At 67.1% G+C, this 21496-nt stretch carries 20 protein-coding genes; 14 read left to right on the top strand and 6 right to left on the bottom strand.

Annotated features, from left to right (window positions below):
- The first annotated feature begins 44 nt into the window (after positions 1–44).
- Positions 45–953: a tetratricopeptide repeat protein gene (locus ACO6D6_RS13880; RefSeq protein WP_484785838.1), complete on the top strand. Its 909-nt coding sequence runs from the start codon at positions 45–47 to the stop codon at positions 951–953.
- 135 nt (positions 954–1088) lie between these two features.
- Here the strand turns inward: ACO6D6_RS13880 and ACO6D6_RS13875 are convergent, their stop codons facing one another.
- Positions 1089–1847, bottom strand: coding sequence for an isoprenyl transferase (locus tag ACO6D6_RS13875; RefSeq protein ID WP_484785837.1), 759 nt, complete (start codon positions 1845–1847; stop codon positions 1089–1091).
- A gap of 39 nt (positions 1848–1886) precedes the next feature.
- Between ACO6D6_RS13875 and recO the strand changes: the two genes are divergently transcribed.
- Positions 1887–2615, top strand: coding sequence for a DNA repair protein RecO (gene recO / locus ACO6D6_RS13870; RefSeq protein WP_484785836.1), 729 nt, complete (start codon positions 1887–1889; stop codon positions 2613–2615).
- 55 nt (positions 2616–2670) lie between these two features.
- Here the strand turns inward: recO and ACO6D6_RS13865 are convergent, their stop codons facing one another.
- From ACO6D6_RS13865 to ACO6D6_RS13850, 4 genes are read right to left on the bottom strand one after another with little or no spacing between them, the layout of a single operon-like run.
- The gene (locus tag ACO6D6_RS13865) at positions 2671–3063 is read right to left on the bottom strand and encodes a Fur family transcriptional regulator (RefSeq protein ID WP_484785835.1); all 393 of its coding nucleotides are present in this window, start codon (positions 3061–3063) and stop codon (positions 2671–2673) included.
- Complete coding sequence (locus tag ACO6D6_RS13860) at positions 3050–4033, bottom strand: metal ABC transporter permease (RefSeq protein WP_484785834.1); 984 nt, start codon at positions 4031–4033, stop codon at positions 3050–3052. Before ACO6D6_RS13860 ends, ACO6D6_RS13865 begins: the two co-directional genes overlap by 14 nt.
- Positions 4030–4770, bottom strand: a complete 741-nt coding sequence (locus ACO6D6_RS13855; protein WP_484785833.1) for a metal ABC transporter ATP-binding protein — start codon at positions 4768–4770, stop codon at positions 4030–4032. Before ACO6D6_RS13855 ends, ACO6D6_RS13860 begins: the two co-directional genes overlap by 4 nt.
- Positions 4757–5776 (bottom strand): metal ABC transporter substrate-binding protein, encoded by a 1020-nt coding sequence (locus ACO6D6_RS13850; protein ID WP_484785832.1) that lies wholly within the window; start codon positions 5774–5776, stop codon positions 4757–4759. The genes ACO6D6_RS13855 and ACO6D6_RS13850 overlap by 14 nt, the downstream gene beginning before the upstream one ends.
- Before the next feature lie 56 nt (positions 5777–5832).
- Between ACO6D6_RS13850 and ACO6D6_RS13845 the strand changes: the two genes are divergently transcribed.
- The 6 genes from ACO6D6_RS13845 (at position 5833) to ACO6D6_RS13820 (ending at position 12738) form a co-directional block, all read left to right on the top strand.
- On the top strand, positions 5833–6141 hold the full coding sequence (locus ACO6D6_RS13845) for an antibiotic biosynthesis monooxygenase family protein (protein ID WP_484785831.1): 309 nt from the start codon (positions 5833–5835) through the stop codon (positions 6139–6141).
- Between the two features lie 62 nt (positions 6142–6203).
- Positions 6204–8348 carry an alpha-galactosidase gene (locus tag ACO6D6_RS13840; protein ID WP_484785830.1) on the top strand — a complete coding sequence of 715 codons (2145 nt, stop codon included), beginning with the start codon at positions 6204–6206 and terminating at the stop codon, positions 8346–8348.
- A 77-nt stretch (positions 8349–8425) separates the two neighbouring features.
- Positions 8426–9343, top strand: a complete 918-nt coding sequence (locus tag ACO6D6_RS13835) for a carbohydrate ABC transporter permease (protein WP_484785829.1) — start codon at positions 8426–8428, stop codon at positions 9341–9343.
- A 10-nt stretch (positions 9344–9353) separates the two neighbouring features.
- Positions 9354–10274: a carbohydrate ABC transporter permease gene (locus tag ACO6D6_RS13830; protein ID WP_126377751.1), complete on the top strand. Its 921-nt coding sequence runs from the start codon at positions 9354–9356 to the stop codon at positions 10272–10274.
- A gap of 8 nt (positions 10275–10282) precedes the next feature.
- Complete coding sequence (locus ACO6D6_RS13825; protein WP_484785828.1) at positions 10283–11632, top strand: ABC transporter substrate-binding protein; 1350 nt, start codon at positions 10283–10285, stop codon at positions 11630–11632.
- Between the two features lie 137 nt (positions 11633–11769).
- Positions 11770–12738, top strand: a complete 969-nt coding sequence (locus ACO6D6_RS13820; protein ID WP_484785827.1) for an ROK family protein — start codon at positions 11770–11772, stop codon at positions 12736–12738.
- Between the two features lie 84 nt (positions 12739–12822).
- Here ACO6D6_RS13820 and ACO6D6_RS13815 read toward each other — a convergent pair whose 3' ends face one another.
- A complete protein-coding gene (locus tag ACO6D6_RS13815; protein WP_484785826.1) occupies positions 12823–14874 on the bottom strand; it encodes a M3 family metallopeptidase in 2052 nt (683 codons plus the stop codon).
- Positions 14875–14880: 6 nt separating this feature from the next.
- On the opposite strand from ACO6D6_RS13815, the gene dusB reads away from it, so the two are divergent.
- The 6 genes from dusB to ACO6D6_RS13785 all read left to right on the top strand — a co-directional run bounded on the left by dusB (position 14881) and on the right by ACO6D6_RS13785 (position 21453).
- The gene (gene dusB / locus ACO6D6_RS13810; RefSeq protein ID WP_412728102.1) at positions 14881–16074 is read left to right on the top strand and encodes a tRNA dihydrouridine synthase DusB; all 1194 of its coding nucleotides are present in this window, start codon (positions 14881–14883) and stop codon (positions 16072–16074) included.
- Between the two features lie 87 nt (positions 16075–16161).
- Positions 16162–17448 (top strand): citrate synthase, encoded by a 1287-nt coding sequence (locus tag ACO6D6_RS13805; RefSeq protein WP_484785825.1) that lies wholly within the window; start codon positions 16162–16164, stop codon positions 17446–17448.
- Positions 17449–17509: 61 nt separating this feature from the next.
- Positions 17510–18616 (top strand): HD domain-containing protein, encoded by a 1107-nt coding sequence (locus ACO6D6_RS13800; protein WP_484785824.1) that lies wholly within the window; start codon positions 17510–17512, stop codon positions 18614–18616.
- Positions 18617–18710: 94 nt separating this feature from the next.
- A complete protein-coding gene (locus ACO6D6_RS13795) occupies positions 18711–19607 on the top strand; it encodes an ABC transporter ATP-binding protein (protein ID WP_484785823.1) in 897 nt (298 codons plus the stop codon).
- A 5-nt stretch (positions 19608–19612) separates the two neighbouring features.
- On the top strand, positions 19613–20368 hold the full coding sequence (locus tag ACO6D6_RS13790; protein ID WP_484785822.1) for an ABC transporter permease: 756 nt from the start codon (positions 19613–19615) through the stop codon (positions 20366–20368).
- On the top strand, positions 20365–21453 hold the full coding sequence (locus ACO6D6_RS13785; protein ID WP_484785821.1) for a sensor histidine kinase: 1089 nt from the start codon (positions 20365–20367) through the stop codon (positions 21451–21453). The genes ACO6D6_RS13790 and ACO6D6_RS13785 overlap by 4 nt, the downstream gene beginning before the upstream one ends.
- The last annotated feature ends 43 nt before the right edge of the window (positions 21454–21496 follow it).

Below are 21496 nucleotides of genomic sequence, written 5' to 3'. Positions count from 1 at the left end.
ATCTCCGGTTGTGGGAATTGACCCCGCCCGCAAAGATTGATGACATGACGAATCCGAACTTCACGCGGCCCGGTGCCGTAGACCTGTCCGCCCTCGCCGCAGCCCAGCCCACCGCCGGTGCTGCCGGGGGAGGCGGTGGCTACGTGACCGACATCACCGAGGCGGGTTTCCAGGAACTGGTCGGGCGTTCGATGCAGCATCCCGTGATCGTGGAGTTCCACTCGCCCCGCGACACGGGCGGCGCAGCGGTCTCCGCCGATCTGGCGGCGCTCGTCAACGCCGCCGAGGGGCGTTTCCTCCTGGCCCGCGTGAACGTGGATGCCGAACAGCGCCTGGCCCAGGCGCTCGGGGTGACCGCGGTGCCGATGGTCGTGGCGATCATCGGGGGGCAGGTTGCGCCGCTCTTCCAGGGAACACGTGACCGCGCGGAAATCTCGGCCGTCCTGGACCAGGTGTCGCAGCTGGCCGTGGCCAACGGCATGACGGGGCGCGCCCAGCCAACCGGATCGGCCGCCCCGGAGAAACCGGTGGAACCTGCCTCGGATCCGCGGTTCGAGAAGGCCGATGCCGCGCTTGCCGCCGGGGACTTCGCCCGGGCCGTCGCCGAGTTCGACGTCCTGCTCGCCGCCACCCCCGGCGATCCCGAGGCGACCGCGGGCCGTGCCCAGGCGGCGCTCCTGGAGCGTTCCGTGTCCTTCGACGGGGCCGCCGTGGTGAGGGCCGCCGCCGAGCAGCCGGATGATGTCGCCGCCCAGCTGGATGCCGCCGACCTGGAGGTGATCCAGGGGGAGTACGCATCCGCCTTCGATCGTCTCCTGGGTCTGGCCACCGAGGTCGGTCCCGATGAGCGCGAGACCATCCGGGTCCGGCTGCTGGAACTCTTCGAGGTCGCCGGGCGGACCTCTCCGGAGGTGCTGAAGGCCCGTCGTCGCCTGACGACCGTGTTGTTCTGAGAAGAACCCCGGGCCGGGGCCGTTTCCAAACCTCTCCCGCGGGGGAGGGCGATGCCGATCACCGGGCCGCGCGCCCGGGCGACCGCGGCCGGTGCGTGTTCTTCCGGCGCCGCGTCGTTCCCGTCGATGTGGTTTTCAGGCGGTCCCGAAACGGCGTTCGCGGGTGGCGTACTGTTCGACGGCACCCCAGAGGTCCCTGCGGTCGAAGTCGGGCCACAGCCGGTCCAGGAAGATGAACTCCGCGTAGGCCGACTGCCAGAGCAGGAAGTTGGAGATGCGCTGCTCCCCCGAGGAACGCAGGAACAGGTCGACATCCGGGATCTCGGGTTCGTCCAGGAAACGACGGAAACGGTCCTCGCTCAGGCGGTCGGGATCCAGCTTTCCAGCCCTGGCCAGGCGGGCCACCTCGCGGGCGGCGTCCACGATCTCCGCCCTGCCCCCGTAGTTGACGCAGAACTGGAGGGTCAGCTTGGTGTTGCGACGGCTCTGCAGCTCGGCCTGCTCCAGTTCACGGATCACGGAACCCCAGAGCCGTGGCCTGCGCCCGGCCCAGCGGACCCTCACCCCCATCGCGTCCAGTTCGTCCCTGCGGCGGTGGATGACCTCGCGATTGAAACCCATCAGCCAGCGCACCTCCTCGGGGGAGCGTTTCCAGTTCTCGGTGGAGAAGGCGTAGGCCGAGAGATAGGGGATCCCGAGCTCCAACGCCCCGTGGATGACATCCAGCAGGGCGGCCTCACCGCGAGCGTGTCCCTCGGTGCGTTTCAGACCCCGTTGTTTCGCCCAGCGGCCGTTGCCATCCATCACGATGGCCACGTGCCGGGGTAGTTTCGCCGCTGGAATCGCGGGCGGAAGGGCACCGGAGGGGTGGGGGGTGGGATCGCGATAAGGCATTCCCGAAGCCTATCCGGGGAGGGTGGATAACATGGCTCGGTGCGCACTTACCGAGACGAGGCCGTGGTTCTGCGTACCTGGAGACTGGGGGAGGCAGACCGGATCATCAGCCTGTTCACCCGCAGCCACGGCAAGGTGAGGGCCGTGGCGAAGGGAATCCGCAGGACCGGCTCGAAATTCGGTGCCCGGCTGGAGCCCTTCGGTCACGTCGACGTTCAGCTGGCCGAAGGGCGTGGATCGCTGGAGACGATCATCCAGGCCGAGTCGCTGCACCCGCCCATGCTCGGCAGCGACTACGAACGTTTCTGCGCGGCCCAGGTCCTGGTGGAGGCCGCCGACCGGCTGGTCTCCGAGGACGCGGTGCCGTCGCTGACCCAGTACAGGCTCCTCCTCGGGGGGCTCCTGGCTCTGGCCCGGGGCGAGTTGCCCATGACCGCTGTGGTGGACTCCTACCTGCTCCGCGGCCTCGCCTCCGCCGGCTGGGCGGCGATGACGGACGCCTGCGTGGGCTGCGGAACCACCGACCAACTGGGCTGGTTCTCCCCGCAGCTGGGCGGGGCGGTGTGCCCCGCCTGCCGGCCCCCGGCCGCGGCCTCAGCGAGCCCGGAACTGCTCGCCCTGCTCGGGGCGCTGCTCTCCGGGCGGTGGGAGGAGGTCAGGGCCACCGAGGGATCGCTGCGCAACCGTGCCCACGGAGTGGTGGCGGCCTACGCCACCTGGCACCTCGATCGTTCCCTGAGGTCCCTGCCCTTCCTGAGAACGAACTGAGGGCTGGGCTTTCGGTCGGTGCGGTGACCGACAGGCCGGGGGTGACGAGCCGGTTTCAGGAGGAGCAGTTGCGGCACAACCCGAAGATCTCCAGGTTGTGTCCCGCCTCGGTGAAACCGTGTTCTTTCGCCACCTGATTCGCCCACGACTCGACGGCGTCGGCTGAAATCTCCACCGCCAATCCACAGGAACGACACACCAGGTGGTGATGGTGGGTGTTGGAGCACATGCGATAAGCGGATTCGCCATCCGGGGTGCGCAGTACGTCGAGGTCCCCTGATTCACTCATCGTCTGAAGCGCTCGGTACACCGTGGCGAGTCCAACCTTGTCGCCCACCTGGCGGAGATCGGAATGGATCTGAGCTGCGGTGCGGAACTCTTCCGTGTTTGCCAGTAGGGCCCGCACCGCGGCGCGCTGCCATGTGTTGCGGGTGCTAGTGCTCGTCATAGTGGTCTCCATGCAGGGCATGGCGATGATTTCCCACCACACGGTCGAGATGATCGCCATACCGGATGGGAACAACATTACCCGAACGGGGGTCTGCACCAGTGGGTTCCTCGGCGGGAATGCGTTTCTTTTTCCCGCGGGTCGAGATGAATGGGATGAACCGGCGGCTCGGGGCAAGAAGGGTTCCGGCGAGGGTTGCGATCCCCAACAGGGCAATGGCCACCACGACTATGGTGGCCCCCGTTGCGGTGTTCCAGTGGTAGGAACCGAAGGTGCCCCCGAGCGCCGAGGCGACACCAAATCCCATCGCGCCCAGCAGGGTGGTGCGGAAACCGGTGAAGAGCTGCTGGGAGGTGGCGACCGGGATCACCATGAGCGCACTGATCAGGAGCAGCCCGACCGTGCGCATCGACAGGGTCACGGTCACGGAAGCGATCACCACCACGAGCAGGTTCAACAGTTTCACCCGGACTCCGAGCACCCGGGCGAAGTCCTCGTCGGCGCAGACAGCGAACAGCCGTGGCGACAACCCCAACGAGAAGACCAGCACCGCCACCGCCAGCGCCGCGATGACCCAGAGGTCGGATCCGCTCACCGAGGTGAGGGCACCGAACAGGTAGGCGGACAGACCGGCAGGGCCCTGTCCGGCGATCCCGGCCATCATCACACCCGAGGCGATACCACCGTAGAACAACACGGCCAGCCCCAGGTCTCCCGAGGTCCTGCCGGATTGCCGGAGCAGCTCGACGGCGACGGAACCGATCACGCAGGTGATCACGGCCACGGGCAGTGGAGCGGTTCCCGTCAACAGGGCCAGTCCCACCCCCATGACTGCGACGTGTCCCAGCCCGTCGCCCAGCAATGACAGGCGCCGCTGGACGATGTACATGCCGATCGCCGGAGCCACCAGACCGCTGAGAAGGGCCGCGAGCAACGCTCGCTGCATGAACGGGTACGAGAGGATGCTCACCGTCCACCTCCGGATGCATGGCCGGGGCCGAGGGGGGAGGAGGGAATCCGCTTGATTCCGTCGGCCTGCTTGACGACCCGTCCGTCACGCAGCCCGACGACACGGTCCAGCACCTCCGCCATGGCCTCGAGCTCGTGGAGCACGACGGCCACCCCGAGGCCTTCGTCGCGAAGCTCACCCAGCAGCCGGGCCAGAGCGGTCTGGCCGTCTGGATCGACGCTGGCCAGGGGCTCGTCCATCACCAGCAGATCGGGTCGGGCCGCCAGGGCCCGCGCGATGAGCACCCGTTGCTTCTGGCCGCCGGACAGGGGAGAGAAGGGCCACCGGGCCCGGTCCGCCAGGCCCACGCGTTCCAGGGACTCGGTGACGATCATTCGATCGGCGCGGGTGAACCACCGGAACGGTCCGCGATGCCCCAGCCGACCGGAGGTGACCACTTCCCGCACGGTGGCGTTCTGAACGTTCAACGTGGCGTGCTGGGGGACGTATCCGACACGGTGCCAGTCCCGGAACCGTCGGATCGGGGTTCCGAACAGCTCCACGGAACCCCGCTGGAACGGGGTCAACGCCACCAGGGTGCGAAGCAGGGTGGTCTTGCCGGAACCGTTCGGACCGACGATGGCCACGGCCTCGCGGGCATGGATGCGCAGGTTGACGTCCTGGAGAACCGGCAGGCCGCCGAGAAGGACGTGAATCCCCTCGGCGGTCACCAGCGCTTCAGCCTCAGGAACAGTCATTGGCCTGTTTGAGGGTGTTGAGGTTGGCCTTCATCACCGACGGGTAGTCCTGCCCGGTGGATTCGCTGGTGATGCCCTCGATCGGATCGAGGACGGCGGTCTTGAGACCCAGGTCGCCGGCGATTGCCTTGGCCACCTCGTCGGAGGTCAGGGTCTCGAAGAAGATCGTGGTCACGCCGTGTTCCTTGGCCTCCTCCTGGACCTTCGCCACGCGGGCCGGGGAGGGCTGCTCATTGGGGGAGAGTCCGCTGATGCCGACCTGCTCCAGGCCGTAACGCTCGGTCAGGTAGCCGAAGGCGGCGTGTGTGGTGATTATCGTCTTGACCCGGCAGTTGGCCAGTCCCGCCCTGTACTCGCCGTCCAGCGCGGTGAGGTCGTCGGTGACGGCCTTGGCGTTCGTCTCGTAGGTGCTCTTGTTGCCCGTGTCGATCCTTGACAGCTCGTCGGCGATGGCGCCGACCGCTTTGGCCTCCAGGGTGGGGTCCAGCCAGAAGTGGGGATCCGTGGTTCCGTGGTCGTGGTCGTGATCCTCGGTCTTACCTGCATCGGTGCCGTGGTCGTGGTCCTCGGTCTCACCCGCATCGGTGCCGTGGTCGTGCTCCTGGGCGGCCGGGCGCAGCTGGATCACTTGGGAGAGGTCGAGCTTGTTCTTGGCGCCGGACTGCTCCACCGCCTTGTCGACCGCGGGTTGGAAACCCTTGAGGTAGACCACCAGGTCGGCCTCCTCCAGGCTGGCGACCTGCTGTGGTGTCAATTCCAGGTCGTGTGGTTCCTGGCCCGGCAACGTCAGGTTCGTGACGCTCACCTTGTCGCCACCCACCTTGGCGGCGGCGTATTCGAGGGGATAGAAAGCGACGGAGACCTTGGTGGCGCCCGGGGCCGCGGCTCCGTTCGAACCACTGCTGGCGGCATCGGAGGCCGGGGGACTGGCCGTCGGAGTACCTGATGCGCAGGCGCTGAGCGCCAGCGTGGCGACTGTCGCGAGTGCAAGGATTCGTGGTTTCATGATAATCATTATCGGTTATTTCCTGGTGTGACCAAAATCCCGGGTAGCCTTGGCCGGTGCTTGCGATCTCCCGGTTCCGTGAAGTCGACGAGGAACTCGCCGAGGGTTTGCGAACGGTTGCCGAGTTCTGGCGCTCCCGCCCGGGATGCCTCGGCGTGGACCTGGTGGTCAACCTCGACGAACCCGGGCTGTGGGCGCTGGTGAGCCGGTGGCGTGACGTCGGTAGTTACCGGCGTGCGTTCTCCGGCAATGAGACGAAGCTCCTGCTGACCCCCGTGCTGCTGCGCGCCGTGGACGAGCCCTCCGCGTATCTCGATCCCGACGAACTGACCCGGGAGGACGATCCATGGCTCCGCGGTTCCTGAAATTCTCGTGAGAAGGCTACCCTGTTGAATAACTTCAACGCCGAAAATTATCGGGAGGAGACATGCGCTCGCGAATCGTCCTTCGCTCCGCCGGGGTCGCACTGCTGCTGACGGCCGGTCCGGACGGAATGCCCGAGGTGGTGCACTGGGGCGGCGATCCGGGAGAGGTCTCGGAAGCCGGGTTCGAGACCCTGCGGCTGGGATCCGCCTGGATGATCCCGGGGAACTCGGTCGACCTCGGCCCGCGGTTGGGGATCGTTCCCGAGGCCCGTTACGGCTGGACCGGGACGCCGGGCCTGATCGGGTCCCGGGAAGGAAGGGCCTGGAGCCCAGACTGGCACGTGAACGAGGTGCGCGTCGACGGAACAGCCGTCGAGGGCTTCGTCGCCGCCGGGCCCGCGAAGGTTGAGTACGTGCTGGAGGCAATCCCAGCGGGGTTGCGAATGCTGCTGGTCGTCGAGCTGCTGCCGACCGGGTTGGTGAGGTCCCGCGCCACCCTGACCAATGCGGGGGAGGGCGTCTTCGATGTGACGGAGCTGACCTTGAGGATGCCGGTGCCCGGCCAGGCCCGCGAACTCATGGACTTCGGGGGACGCTGGGCGGCCGAGCGGATGCCGCAGCGCCGCCCGTTCGCGATGGGGGCGCACCGCAGGGAGGGTCGCCACGGCAGGACCGGCGCCGATGCGGCCTTCGTGCTCAGCCTGGGTGAGGAGGGGTTTGGATACCAGGACGGCGAGATCTGGGCCTGCCACGTGGCCTGGAGCGGGAACCACGTCCACATCGCCGAACGGGATTTCGTGGGGACCCAGCTCATCGGCGGCGGCGAACTGCTCCTGCCCGGGGAGGGACGCCTGGCAGCCGGGGAGGAGTACACCTCACCCTGGGTCTACTTCAACCACGCCGTCGGCCTGGATGCCCAGGCCGACCGTTTCCACCGGCACCTGCGTTCCCTGCCCGTGCACCCCGGGCCCGAGCGCCCGGTGAGCCTGAACGTCTGGGAGGCGGTCTACTTCGACCACGACCCCGCACGCCTGATCGACCTGGCGGAGCGCGCCGCCGCCCTCGGGGTGGAGCGTTACGTGCTCGACGACGGCTGGTTCGGTGCCCGCCGCGACGATCACGCCGGCCTCGGCGACTGGGTCGTCAGCCCCGAGGTGTGGCCAGACGGGCTGCATCCGCTGGTGAACCGGGTGACGGAGCTCGGCATGCAGTTCGGCCTCTGGTTCGAACCCGAGATGGTCAACCCTGACTCCGACGTGGCCCGGGCGCACCCGGAATGGCTGATGCAGCTCGACGACCGCCTTCCCCTGGAGGGCCGGTTCCAGCAGGTGCTCAACCTGTCGATTCCCGGGGCCTACGAGCACGTTCTGGGGCAGATGTCGGCCATCCTGGAGGAGTACGCCATCTCCTACGTCAAGTGGGATCACAACCGCGACCTCAACGACGCGGGCACCGCTCCTGACGGGCGCCCGGCCGTCGCGGCGCAGACGCGCGCCTTCTACGCGCTGCTCGACGAACTGCGCCGCCGCTTCCCGCAGGTCGAGTTCGAGTCCTGCTCCTCGGGTGGTTCCCGGATCGACCTGGAGGTGATGGAACGTGCGGAACGCGTGTGGGTCTCCGACAACATCGACCCTGACGACCGGCAGCGGATGCTCTGGTGGACCTCCCAGCTGCTGCCCGCGGAGTTACTGGGATCGCACATCGCCTCGGGGCGCTCCCACGTCACGGGGCGTTGGCACGACCTCAACCATCGCGCCGCCACGGCGGTCTTCGGGCACCTCGGGATCGAGTGGGACCTGGCCCGGGCCTCGGAGGAGGAAATCGCGGAGCTGGCCTGGTGGATCGCCTGGTACAAGGAGCACCGTGGGAGGCTGCTGACCGGGCGGCTGGTGCGGGTCGCCATGCCGGACCCCGGGGTTTGGTTCAAGGGCGTGGTCAACGAGTTTGGGGGGATCTACTCCCTCTCGGTGCTCGAGGCGACGCCCGCGGTGAACCTCGGTGTGCTGAGATTCCCGGGCCTGGAACCCGGGCCGCGCTACCGGGTCCGGGTCATTGAACGCCCCGCGCTGGCGCCGGCCCACCAGGTGCCCTGGCTCAACGCCGGGCATCCCCTCGAACTGACGGGGGCGCAGCTGATGCATGTCGGTCTGCGGGCTCCGGTGCTCCGACCGGCCACAACCGTCCTGTTCGTCGTCACGAAGGTCTGAAAATCTGGCTCAGAGGGCTTGCGCCACGATATATCTCTGTTGCAGAATTAAGTCATTCGTACCAACGGAGGTATGTCATGACCAGTCCAGGACTGCCAGTGTCCGGCCGGGTGGGCGCTGGCAAGAAGGGTAGGAGCGATCTGCTCCTCGCCGTGGCGATGATTGCGCCCGCGTTCGTCGGGTTCATCGTTTTCCTGCTGTGGCCGACGCTGAACGGCATCTGGCTCAGCTTCACCAACTACAACCTGCTTACGCAACCCGAGTTCGTCGGGTTCAAGAACTATCTCCGCATGCTGGAGGACCCAGTTTTCTGGAACGCTGCGGGCGTCACCGTTTACTACGTGGTGGTCAACATCGGGGTTCAGACCGTGCTGGCCCTGCTCATCGCGGTGCTGATGCACAGGCTCACCCAGTCCACATGGGTGCGCTCCATCGTGCTGACCCCGTACCTGGTCTCCAACGTGGTGGCTGCGCTCGTGTTCATGTGGATCCTCGACACCCAGCTGGGAATCGGGAACCAGGTTCTCGCCTCGATGGGGTTGAACACGATCCCCTTCCTGTCCCAGGAATCGACGGTCATTCCCACGATCGCGCTGATCAACGTGTGGCGGCACATGGGATACACGGCGCTGCTGATCTTCGCGGGACTGCAGACCATCCCCGAATCCGCCTACGAGGCCGCGCGGGTGGACGGCGCCTCGGAATGGCAGATGTTCTGGCGCATCACAATACCGCTGCTGCGCCCGATCCTGGCCCTGGTGCTGATCATGACGATCATCGGCTCGTTCCAGGTTTTCGACACGGTGGCGATCGCCACCCGGGGCGGGCCCGTCAACTCGTCGCGGGTGCTCCAGCTCTACATCTACGACATGGCCTTCGGGAGGTTCCAGTTCGGCTACGCGTCCGCGCTGTCCGTGGCGTTGCTGCTGATCCTCGTGGTGATCACCTTCTTCCAGTACCGGCTGACCCGCGCCGGTGAGACCGACCTGAACTGAGGAGCACGAGATGTCAACAGCAGCAATCGCCGGCCCGGTCCGGGCCAATGAGCACCGTCGTCTCGCATGGGGAAGGATCCTCGCCTGGGTGGTGATGGGGGCCATCATGCTGATCACCCTGTTCCCTCTCTACTGGATCCTGCGCACCGCACTGTCCTCGAACTCCTCCCTCTACGGCGGCGCCACATCGTGGCTGCCGACCGACTGGAACACGGGCAGCTTCGCCCGGGTCTTCGGGATCCAGGCCGGGAAGGAGGCGCTGGCGGAGGGAGGCTCCGGCCAGTCCATCGACTTCTGGCGATACCTGGGCAACAGCATCGTCGTCGCGACCCTGGTCACGGTCGGGCAGGTGTTCTTCTCCGCCTGCGCCGCCTACGCCTTCTCGAGACTGAAGTGGAAGGGCAGGGACCTGGTTTACGGCCTCTTCCTGGGAGGCCTGATGGTGCCTGCCATCTTCACCTTCCTGCCGAACTTCGTGCTCATCAAACAACTCGGTCTGATCGACACCCTGCTCGGCATCTCCTTGCCGACCATGCTCATGACACCGTTCGCGGTGTTCTTCCTGAGGCAGTTCTTCATGAACGTGCCCGTTGAACTGGAGGAGGCCGCCCTGCTCGACGGCTCCAGCAAGATCGGCAATTTCTTCCGCCTCATCCTCCCGATGTCGGCGGCGCCGATAGCGACCATCTCCCTGCTGACCTTCATCAGTTCGTGGAACGACTATTTCTGGCCGTTGATGGTCTCCTACTCCGAGAACTCGCGGGTCCTCACCGTCGGGCTGGGGGTTTTCCGTTCCCAGACCCCCAGCACCGGTCCCGACTGGGCGGGTCTCATGGCGGCTGCCCTCGTGGCTGCGGTCCCGATGCTCGTGCTCTTCGCCCTGAGCGCCAAGCGCATCGTCAACTCCATCGGTTTCAGCGGCATCAAGTGAGGATCACCATGAAGAAACGAACCGCAGCGGTCCTGTCCCTGCTGACCGCGGGAACACTGCTCACCGGCGGCTGCGCCGCGAAGGGCGGTGGTCCGGACGGGGTCATCGACTACTGGCTGTGGGACGCCACCCAGCAACCCGGCTACCAGGCCTGCGCCGACGCCTTCGAGGAGGCGAACCCGGGACTGAAGGTCAGGATCACCCAGTACGGTTGGGATGACTACTGGGGCAAGCTGACCGCCGGGTTCATCGCGGACCAGGCGCCCGATGTTTTCACCAACCACCTGACCAAGTACGCACAGTTCGTCGACCTTGAGGTCCTGGTCCCGCTCGACGACCTCGAAGCAACCCGCGACGTCAGCGACTCCGACTACGTAGGGGGCCTGGCGGGTCTCTGGAAGGGACGTGACGGCAAACGCTACGGAATCCCCAAGGACTGGGACACCATCGCCTACTTCTATGACCAGAAGGTCACCGATGCCGCAGGCGTCACCCGGGAACAGCTGATGAACATGAACTGGAATCCCGACGACGGGGGCAGTTTCGAGAAAATCATCGCCCACCTGAGCGTGGACGCCAACGGTGTCCGCGGCGACGAACCGGGATTTGACAGGAACAACGTCGTGGTCTATGGACTCGCCTCGGAGGGGGCCGGGGGTGAGAATCTCGGGCAGACCCAGTGGGGTGCCTACACCGGCTCCATCGGCTGGGAACCCCTCGACAAGAACCCCTGGGGAACCCATTTCAACCTGGACGACCCCAACTTCCAGAAGACCATGGCCTGGTACTTCGGCCTGGTGGAGAAGGGCTACATGCCCTCCTACGAAACCTTCGGCAAACAGTCGGGTTCCTACCAGCAGGTGGCCCAGGGCAAAGCCGTGCTCGGCATGAACGGCTCCTGGATGATCTCCAGTTTCGCGTCGATCCCCGGAATCGACCTGAAGATCGCCCCGACACCGGTCGGCCCCACCGGACATCGCTCGAGCCCCTTCAACGGCCTGGCTGACTCCGTCACCAGATTCGCCGACGACAAGGAGGCTGCGGGGAAATGGGCGGCCTACCTGGGCTCCTCCGAATGCCAGATGAAGATCGCCGACACCGGGGTGGTCTTCCCCGCTAGGTTCGAGGCGATGGAGCGTTCCATCCAGGTACGCGACGCATCCGGGCTGGATGTCACGGCCTTCACCTCGCACGTGAAGGAGGGCACCACCCAGAACCTGGCGGTGACCATGAACGCTGCCGACGTGGCGGCCCTTACCACTCCCGGATTCGAGGCGGTGTTCATCGGGCAGAAGGACGTGAGCCACCTGAGTGAGGTGAACCACCAAGTCAACCGACTGTTGTCGCTAACATCGTAGTGACTACCACCGGGAGGAAACCAGTGATTCTCAACTCCATTGATCCAACGTCGCGACTAGTGGTTCAAACGGTTCTGCGACACGGTCCCATCGCCCGGGTCGGCGTCGCCCAGCGCACCGGTTTGAGTTCCGGCTCGATGACCAGGTTGACCACCCCGCTCGTCGCGGCGGGGATCCTCAAGGAGCAAAGGCCCGTGCCGGTGAAACAGCTCGGACGGCCCGCGCTTCCTCTGGTGGTGGTCGACGACGCCGCGAGATTCGTCGGGATCAAGGTGATACCGGGGGAACTGCACACCGTGGTCACCGGGCTGGCCGGTCACGTGCGGGCCACGGCTGTCCGCTCCGCGGACACATCCACCCTCGAATCGACCGCGGAGGCCGTTGCCCGGATCGTCGAGGAGTTCTCCGCTCACGAACCCAGCGCGGTCGGAGTGGCACTGGCGGCGGCGGTGGACCCGCTCGGTGAGGTGCGTGCCTCGCCTCTGCTCGGCTGGGAGAACGGCAACCTGGCGGCGCTCGTGACCGAGACCTGCGGGCTTCCCTGCAAGGCGGCCAACGACGTCGACGCCCTCACACTCGCCGAGCACTGGGTGGGTCATGGGCGCCGCACCCACAACTTCGCCGTCATCACGGTCGGCGCGGGGGTCGGGGCCGGGGCGGTGATAGCCGATGAGCTGCTCGTCGGGCACCAGGGATCGACCGGCATGGTGGGGGAGGCGTGGACCACGTGGGGGCAGAAGTTCCACGACGTCCTGGCCGACGGGCCCCTCCGGGCGGCGGCCAGCGAAGCAGCGGGGCGGGACGTCGCCCTGGCGGAGCTGCGTTTCACCGACGATCCCGCGGTCTCGGCAGTGCTGGACCGCGCGGCCACCGCCCTGGGCGAACTGGTGGTGCTGGCCAAACAGTTCTGGGGACCGGAGAGGATCCTCCTGACCGGTGAGGGCATCGTCCACTTCGAGAACCGCATGGACCGGGTACGCCAGGTCCTGACGGAACGGCGCTTCGAGGACATCGACCCACCCGAACTCGTGGTAGCGGAACAGGATTTCCACGCCTGGGCGCGCGGAGCCGCCGCCCTCGCGACCCGGCTGAGTCTCGCCTACTGAGCGGGCAATCGCGTCAACCGGGTCCGAGTCTTCTCCCACCGGTCCCGGGCCCGGCCCGGAACCTTTCCCGCGTCTTCGTGTCCTTCACCGCTGCGCCACGGGAAGCCCCTTGCGGCGCAGCAGGTGCGACGCATCGGGGTCTGCCCGGCGGAAATTGCGCCACGCCTGCATGGGTTCGATGCTTCCGCCGCGCCCCAGCAACTCGCGGCGGAAGCGTTCGCCGGCACTCCGGCACAGGCCACCGTTCTCCGCGAACCATGCGCAGGCATCGGCGTCCATGACCTCGGCCCACAGGTATCCGTAGTAGGCGGCCGCGTAGCCGCCGCCGAAGACGTGGCTGAAATAGCAGGAACGGTAACGCGGGGGAACCAGTTCATGGGCGACCCCGGCCCGCTCCAACGCCGCGGCCTCGAAGGACTCCACCTCCTCCACGGAGGCGGGCAGCTCCTCCAGGGCGGTGGTGTGCCAGGCCTGGTCCAGCAGCATCGCGGCCACCAGTTCCAGGGTGTGGTGCCCCTCACCCGCGGACCTGGAGACCCGGAGCCTCGTGGCCAGCTCGGGGGGCAACGGCTCACCGGTTTCGTGATGGACCGCGAACCGGGAAACCAGGGCTTGGTCCCACGCCCACAGCTCGTTGACCTGAGAGGGGAACTCCACGAAGTCGCGGGGAACCGCGGTTCCGGCTCGCGATGGGTACCGGACCTCGGAGAGCAGGCCGTGGAGGGCGTGACCGAACTCGTGGAACATCGTGATCACGTTGTCCCAGGTCAGCAGGCAGGCAGCACCCTCGACGGGGCGGGTGAAATTGCAGGTGTTCGTCACCACGGGCAGGGCGCCGGTCAGCTCCGACTGGTCCACCAAGGAGGTCATCCACGCCCCGCCACGCTTGGTGGCTCTGGTGAACGGATCGAGGATCACCGCACCCAGCGGGGTGCCGTCTTCCTCACGAACCTCGTACACCTCGGACTCCGGGGTGAAACCGCGCAGATCGGGCCGCGCGTGGAAGGTGATGCCGTAGAGAGCCGTCGCGGCGGCGAAGACCCCCTCGTGCAGCACCCGGTGATACTCCAGGTAGGGACGCAGCACGGCCGGGTCGACGGCCTCGGCGGCGGACTGCTTCGCGGCATAGTGTTCCCAGTCCCAGGCGGCGAGCCTCGCCCCCGGGTGGTCCCGTTCCAACGCCCGCTGCAGTTCGGCGGCCTCGCGGCCGGCGAGTTCGACTGCGCCCGGCGCCACCCGCCCGAGCAGGTCGAGGACGGCCTCGGTGGTGCGGGCACAGCCGTCGGCGGCCACCCAGGCCGCGTGGTGCTCATAACCCAGGAGCCGGGCGCGTTCGGCGCGGCGCCTTGCTATGCCCAGCACCAGCTGCCGGGTGTCGTGTTCACCTCCCAGCCCCCGCCCCAGGGAGGCCTCCAGGACGCGGCGGCGCAGGTCACGGTTCGTCAAGTTCTCCAGGACCGGTTGGCCCGTGGTGTTGGTCAGCTCGATCAGCCAACCCTCCTGTCCGCGGGCCCGGGCCGCCTGCCTGGCGGCGGCGATCCCGTCCTCATCGAGTCCGGCCAGTTCCGTGGGGTCGGTGACCAGCACCGCCGCGGCGTTCCGGCCCTCCACCAGGGCCTGTTCGAAGGCCACGGACAGTCCCGCCAGTTCCACGTTCAACTTCCGCAGACGCTGCTGTGCGTCGGCGTCGAGCAGGATCCCGGAACGTTCGAACTCGCGGATGTGTTCGTCCAGCCAGTAACGGTCCTGATCATCCAGGTTCACCTCCGCCGCCTCGGCCCGGGCGCGGAGCGCCACCAGGCGATCGTAGAGGCGCCGGTCCAGCAGGATTGCGTTGCCGTGTTCGGCCAGTTTCGGGGCCAGGGCCGTCTCGACGGCATCACGCTGCTCGTTGGCGTCGGCGGCCTTCGTCACCCAGAACGCCGAACCGGCGCGGTCCAGCGTCATCGAGCTGAGCTCCCAGGCGGCGATGGTGTTTTCCACATCGGGTGGCTCGGTGCTGGTGGCGATCGCCTCCAGGGCGGCCCGTTGCTCGGCAAGACCGGTCTCCATCGCCTCCTTGAACTGTGCATCGGTCAGGTTGGCGTAGTCGGGGATTTGAAAGGGCAACGGCGAGGCGGTCAGCAACGGATTCATGGCCCCATCCAACCACGCGTAGAATCTCCCGGTCCGAAAGATGGAAGGGGAACCGGAGTGACCGAGCCGTTACGCCTGCACGCACCCAGTCGACGCGACGCCGTCGTGGTGGGGCTCCCGGTGGTGCTGGCCCCGATGGCCGGGATCACGAACGCCGCCTATCGGGCGCTCTGCCTGGAGCAGGGGGCCGGTTTGTACGTGTGCGAGATGATGACCTCGAGGGGAATCGTCGCAGGCGATCACAAGACCCATTCCATGCTGGTCTTCGACCCGAGCGAGACCATCCGCTCGGTGCAGCTCTACGGCGTGGACCCTGAGATCGTGGCCCGGGCAGTGAGGATCTTGATCACCGGGCACGGCGTCCACCACATCGACCTCAATTTCGGCTGCCCCGTCCCCAAGGTCACCCGGAAGGGCGGGGGAGGGGTGCTGCCCTACAAACGCGACCGGCTGCGTGCCATCATCCGTGCGGCGGTGCGGGCCGCCGACGAATTCGGAGTTCCTGTCACGGTCAAGACCCGGATCGGCATAGACGAGGCCCACGAAACCTTCCTCGACGCAGGTACCATCGCGGAACAGGAGGGGGCCGCCGCCATCGCGCTGCACGCCCGGACCGTGCAGCAGGCCTACTCCGGCAGGGCGGACTGGTCCAGGATCGCGGAACTCAAACAGGCGGTGAGCATCCCCGTGCTGGGCAACGGTGACCTGTGGGAGGCCGAGGACGCGTTGCGGATGATGGCCGAAACCGGTTGCGACGGGGTGGTCATAGGACGCGGTTGCCTCGGCAGGCCGTGGTTGTTCGGCGACCTGGCGGCCGCCTTCGCCGGGGAACCCCGGCGCGCCCGGCCCACGCTGGGGGAGGTCGGCGCCATGATCATCCGTCATGCCGAGCTGCTGACCGCTCTGAGGGGGGAACGCGGGGTGGTGGATCTGCGCAAGCACATGGCCTGGTACTTCAAGGGATACCCCGTCGGGGAACTCAGGCGGCGATTCGCCATGGTCGCCTCGCTCGACGAGCTGCGCACGCTGGTCGGTCTCCTCGACGCCGACCAGCCCTTCCCGGTCCAGGAACTCGGCACCCCGAGGGGCCGGCAGGGAGGCCCCAGAGGCAGGGTCGTCCTTCCCCACGGCTGGTACTCTGACACCAGAGGTTGCGAACTCGACCTCACGGACGCCGAGGATGGCGTCAGCGGGGGATAGACGACGGATTTCCTTCACCGTTTCGTAACAGGGACGTCACACAACCCGGATACGGTGATCGAATCCCCGAGAAACGAAGGAGCCACGATGTCCGATACCGTGACCCTGATCGTCGACGGCATCCCCCACGAATTGCCCCTTGTCACCGGAACCGAGGGGGAGAGGGCGGTGGACATCTCGAAGCTGCGTTCCACCACCGGCCTGATCACCCTCGACGACTCCTACAGCAACACCGGCTCCTGCCGCTCGGCCATCACCTTCATCGATGGTGAAAACGGCATCCTGCGATACCGCGGGGTTCCCATCGAGGATCTCGCCGCCCGCTCCTCCTTCATCGAGGTGGCGGAGCTGCTGATCTTCGGCGACCTCCCCGACGACAACGAACGCGACGAGTTCCGCCAGCTGCTGACCGAGAACTCCTCCCTCCATCGCGACATGCGCAAGCACTTCGACGGTTTCCCCGTCGACGCTCACCCCATGGCGATCCTCTCCGCGATGATCAACGCCATCCAGGCCTACGACCTGCCCGAGATCCACATCACGGGGGAGGCCGGGTTCCGCAGGGCCGCGGCGCTGCTGCTGGCCAAGACCCGAACCATCGCGGCGGCCTCCTACAAGAGCCACATCGGCCAGCCCATCGCCTATCCACGCTACGACCTGCCCTACGCGGAGAACTTCCTCCACATGATGTTCACCGTGCCCTACCGGGAGTACGAGGTCATCCCCGAGGTGGCCCACGCGTTGAACATGTTCTTCGTCCTCCACGCCGACCACGAACAGAACTGTTCAACCTCCACGGTGCGGATGGTCGCATCCAGTGGTGCGAACCTGTTCACCGCCGTGTCAGCGGGGGTCACGGCCCTCTGGGGGCCGCTGCACGGTGGTGCGAACATGGGTGTGATCGAGATGCTGGAACAGATCCGCAACGAGGGCATGTCGGTGGATTCCTACCTGGCGAGGGTCAAGGACCGGAAATCCGGGGTCCGGCTGATGGGGTTCGGGCACCGCGTCTACCGAAACTTCGATCCGCGCGCGAAGATCCTCAAGAAAGCCGCCCACGAGCTCCTGGAGTCGATGCACATCGACGATCCGCTGCTCGACATCGCCCGGGAGGTGGAGGATGCGGCACTGGCCGACGACTACTTCGCGGAGCGTCGTCTCTACCCGAACGTCGACTTCTACTCGGGCATCATTCTGCGGGCCATCGGGATTCCCCTCGACATGTTCACGGTGCTGTTCGCCATCGGGCGCACCGCGGGATGGATAGCGCACTGGAAAGAGGTCAACGACGATCCCGCTCAGCGGATCGGCCGGCCGCGTCAGCTCTACACCGGCAACGAGCTCACGAAATGGCTGCCCCGCGACGAACGCTGAATCCGCCCGAACCGGTGAGTGTACGGGGTGCGGCTTTCCGGGACCTCGTAGGCTTTCCCCGATGAACGAACCGCTCCCCAGAGCCCGCGAATGGGCCAGGACCATGCACGGCCACGGCGATGACGTGGTGGTGGCCCACCGCGACTCCGAGGCCCGGGTCATGCCCTACCCACCCAGGCGCAGGGAGGAAAGGGAGGAACTGGAAAGGCTCAGCCTCAACTCGGCGGCAACCTTCGCCTCCGGCGCGGGGCAGCGGCAGCGGGAGGAGGAACCCTGCGAGTTCCGCACCTGTTTCGAACGTGACCGGGACCGCATCGTCCACTCGGCCTCTTTCCGGAGGCTGGCGGGCAAGACCCAGGTGGTCGTCCACCCGACCGATCACCAGCGCACCCGGCTGACCCACGCCATAGAGGTGGCGCAGTGCGCCGTCGCCATCGCCCGCGGGATCGGGGCGAACCCGGTCCTCACAGATGCCATGGCGCTCGGCCACGACTGTGGTCACGGGCCCGGCGGTCACGCCTCCGAGGATGCCTTCGACGCCTTCCTGCCGGAGGGCTACGACCACGGCCCGTGGGGTGCCGACGTGGTGCTCAAGGGCCTGAACCTGACCTCCCAGACCCTCGACGGCATCCGCAACCACTCCTGGTCACGACCCGCACCCGCCACCCTGGAGGGGGAGATCGTCAGCTGGGCCGACCGGATAGCCTACTGCGCCCATGACCTGGAGGACGCCATCGCGGCGGGAATCGTCACCGCCGCCGAGCTGCCCCCGGCGGTGACCGAGGTGGTCGGCACCGAGCGCCGCATCCAGCTGGCGCGGTTCATCGGGGCCGTGATCGAGACCACCATGACCACCGGCACCGTCGGCATGGACCCGCTGACCGCCGAGGCCCTGGGGGAGCTCCGCCGTTTCAACTACGAACGCATCTACACCCGTCCCGAGTCGGTGGCGCAGTCCCGCACGGTGGTGGATGTGCTGCGTGGGCTGGTCGAGTACTTCCTGGAACACCCCGGGCAACTGCCCGCCGAGTACCGCACCGAGGATCTTGTGCGCGGGACCGTGACCTATGTCGGGGGAATGACCGATCGGTTCGCCTTCGACCACGCCGAACGCCTGCTCGGCTGGGACCGGGCGCTGCTGCCCAAGGGTATCGGGCGGGGAGCCTGAACCCCTGTTCGCAGGACCGGGCGTGATATTTGTCATGCCGGATTCGTGATTGACGCCCCGGGTCCGGGGCCCGGGCGGTGGCGATCCTGAGGACATGAACGCCATCGAGTTGCAGCAGCTGCGCAAGACCTTCCGCAGCCCCAGCGGCCTCATCGAGGCCGTGTCCGGAATCGACGTGGCCATGGAGCCGGGGGAGATCGTCGCCTTTCTCGGTCCCAACGGGGCCGGGAAAACCACCACCCTGGACATGGTGCTGGGATTGACCGGCCCCACCTCGGGAACGGTCCGGGTCTGCGATCTGAAACCCCGGGAGGCCATCCGGCGGGGAATGGTCGGGGCGGTGCTGCAGACGGGGGGTCTGCTGCGTGACATGAGCGTCGGCGAGACCATCCGGGCGATCGCCGCCCTGCAGGATGCCACCCCCAGGATCGGGGCGGTGATGTCGATCGCCGGCCTGGAGAGGATCGCCCCGAGACGCGTCTCCCGCTGCTCTGGCGGGGAACAGCAACGGATCAAATTCGCCCTGGCCCTGCTCACCGACCCCCGGGTGCTGATCCTCGACGAACCCACCGCGGGACTCGACGTCACCGCCCGGCGTGACTTCTGGGAGGCCATGCACCAGCAGGCGGAGAAGGGTCGCACCATCGTGTTCGCCACCCACTACCTGGAAGAGGCACAGAACTTCGCCGACCGGATCGTGCTCATCGCGAAGGGCCACATCATCGCCGACGGCACGGTCGATCAGATCCGTGCCCTGACCAGCCGCCGCCGTGTCACCGCCCTGCTGCCAGCGGATCGTGCGGATGCCCTGGTGACGGAACTCCGGCCACTCCTCGGCAGGAACGCCACCCTGGAAGGAACCCGGCTCAGCGTGATGGTTCCCGATGCCGACGCCCTGGCGCTGGTCCTGCTGCAGCGGGGTGCCCACGACCTGGAGGTGGTCGCCCCCAGCCTGGAGGATGCCTTCCTCGCCCTCACGGAGACGAGGTGATCAACGTGAATCCCATCTACATCCGCATCGACCTGGTCCGTTGTTTCCGGGACGTCACCAACCTGCTTTTCACCTTCGCCATGCCGGTGTTCATGTACCTGCTGTTCGGCAGGGCCCAGTACTCCGATTTCCAGTTGGGCCGGGGCACGGTCGGGTTCCACGTCATGTCCTCCATGGGGGCCTACGGCGCCGTCATCGCTGCCACCGCCGTCGCCGCCACGGCGGCCACCGAATCGATGCTGGGCTGGGGCCGCCAACTGGCCCTGACCAAACAGCGGCCGCTGGGTCTCGTCGCGAACAAGGTCGCGGTCGCCATCGTGCTCGGAGCCCTCTCATCCGGCCTGGTGTTCATCGTCGGGGCCCTCACCGGCGCCAGGGCCGATGCCTGGTGGGTCTGGGTGGCTTCCTGGGCCATCGGCATCCTCGGTGCGGGGCTGTTCGGGGTCTACGGGCTGGCGATGGGACTGCTGCTCAAATCCGAGAGCGCCGCTGGGGTGGCGTCGGGAACCGTGGTTTTCCTGGCCTTCCTCGGGAACATGTTCATGCCTCTGACCGGGGTGATGCTCGACATCGCCAGGTTCACCCCCATGTACGGCTATGTTGGCCTCGTGAGGTACCCGCAAGTCGAGGGCGAGATCCAGCAGACCAACCCGCTGCAGACCGACTCGATCTGGCTCCTCCTGGCCAACTGCCTCGTATGGCTGCTGGTCTTCTCCGGGATGGCGGTGCTCGGCCAGAGACGCTCCAGGAAACGCCAGTGAAACGTTTCAGGAACTGGCTGCTGGAGGTGGTCAAGGGCCCCCACGTCGGGGTCCTGATCGCCTCCGTCTGGCTGGTGTGCCTCGTTTTCCCGGTTCACTCCCTGCTGGTGCTGGAGGACCGGGTCCGCTGCCTCGTGGGCCTGCTCGCGTTGGTCCTCTTCGTTCCCGTCTACCTCGCGGGTTTCCGGGACCTGGGGATCCAGCTCGACGCGGCCGGCAGGCGCTGGCAGCTGCTGCGGGGCGGTTCCGTGCTGGCGGTGATGGGTGTGCTCTGCTGGGCCATCGGCCTTGACGCGATCAGCCTGCTGCCCTTCCTGGTCACCTTCGCCAGCTACGGCCTGTGGCCCCCGGTCCGCCTGCCCGCCGTTTTCGTGCTGGTCGGTTCCGGTTTCCTGATGCTGGTTCTGATGAACGAACCGGATGCCGACAACAGCCCCATCATGTTCATCACCGCACTCGTCGCCGTTCTCGGTCTGCTCACCGTGAAGATGATCGAGAGCAGCATCGCCGTTTCCGAACAGGACCGGCGGCGCGCCGCCCTGGAGCAGCGAGAACGGATGGCCCGTGATGTCCACGACCTGCTCGGGCACTCCCTGACGGTGGCGAACCTCCAGCTCCAGTTGGCGGAACGCCTGTTCGACTCCGACCCGGAACGTGCCCGCGCCGAGCTGGCCCGGACCCGGATCTTCCTGGCCGAGGCCCAGGAGGAACTGCGGCGCAGCGTCACCGATCAGCGCGGGCGGACCATCGCCGAGGAACTCGACGGTGTCCGTGACGTGCTGCTCTCGGGTGGTCTCGAGGTCGCCGTCACCGGGGATCCGCACGAGGTGACCGGACCCGTCGGGCTCGTGCTCGGCTGGGTGTTGCGGGAGGCGGCCACCAATGTGCTGCGGCACGCGCACGCCACACGCGTCGAGATCTCCTTCGCCCCCGGCAGGTTCTCGGTGGCCGACGACGGCGACGGATACGCGGGGGGAGAGGGCAACGGCCTTACCGGGATGCGGGAGCGAGTGGCCGCCGCCGGCGGTGAATTACGCTGCGGCGCATCCCCGCTCGGGGGTTTCGAGGTGGTGGTTATGTGGTGATCAGGGTGCTGCTCGCCGACGACCAGGCTCTCGTCCGCGGGGC

The organism is Arachnia sp. (assembly GCF_057238465.1).
This window is presented reverse-complemented; position numbering and strand designations above follow the sequence as displayed.

Bases quoted from the DNA above. Each gene is read 5' to 3' on its own strand.
- ACO6D6_RS13820 (WP_484785827.1), top strand. From the start codon at position 11,770: ATGACCAGGTTGACCACCCCGCTCGTCGCGGCGGGGATCCTCAAGGAG.
- ACO6D6_RS13880 (WP_484785838.1), top strand. From the start codon at position 45: ATGACGAATCCGAACTTCACGCGGCCCGGTGCCGTAGACCTGTCCGCC.
- ACO6D6_RS13800 (WP_484785824.1), top strand. From the start codon at position 17,510: ATGAACGAACCGCTCCCCAGAGCCCGCGAATGGGCCAGGACCATGCAC.
- ACO6D6_RS13850 (WP_484785832.1), bottom strand. From the start codon at position 5,776: ATGAAACCACGAATCCTTGCACTCGCGACAGTCGCCACGCTGGCGCTC.
- ACO6D6_RS13875 (WP_484785837.1), bottom strand. From the start codon at position 1,847: ATGCCTTATCGCGATCCCACCCCCCACCCCTCCGGTGCCCTTCCGCCC.
- ACO6D6_RS13830 (WP_126377751.1), top strand. From the start codon at position 9,354: ATGTCAACAGCAGCAATCGCCGGCCCGGTCCGGGCCAATGAGCACCGT.
- ACO6D6_RS13795 (WP_484785823.1), top strand. From the start codon at position 18,711: ATGAACGCCATCGAGTTGCAGCAGCTGCGCAAGACCTTCCGCAGCCCC.
- ACO6D6_RS13815 (WP_484785826.1), bottom strand. From the start codon at position 14,874: ATGAATCCGTTGCTGACCGCCTCGCCGTTGCCCTTTCAAATCCCCGAC.
- ACO6D6_RS13835 (WP_484785829.1), top strand. From the start codon at position 8,426: ATGACCAGTCCAGGACTGCCAGTGTCCGGCCGGGTGGGCGCTGGCAAG.
- ACO6D6_RS13855 (WP_484785833.1), bottom strand. From the start codon at position 4,770: ATGACTGTTCCTGAGGCTGAAGCGCTGGTGACCGCCGAGGGGATTCAC.
- ACO6D6_RS13865 (WP_484785835.1), bottom strand. From the start codon at position 3,063: ATGACGAGCACTAGCACCCGCAACACATGGCAGCGCGCCGCGGTGCGG.
- ACO6D6_RS13805 (WP_484785825.1), top strand. From the start codon at position 16,162: ATGTCCGATACCGTGACCCTGATCGTCGACGGCATCCCCCACGAATTG.
- ACO6D6_RS13825 (WP_484785828.1), top strand. From the start codon at position 10,283: ATGAAGAAACGAACCGCAGCGGTCCTGTCCCTGCTGACCGCGGGAACA.
- ACO6D6_RS13840 (WP_484785830.1), top strand. From the start codon at position 6,204: ATGCGCTCGCGAATCGTCCTTCGCTCCGCCGGGGTCGCACTGCTGCTG.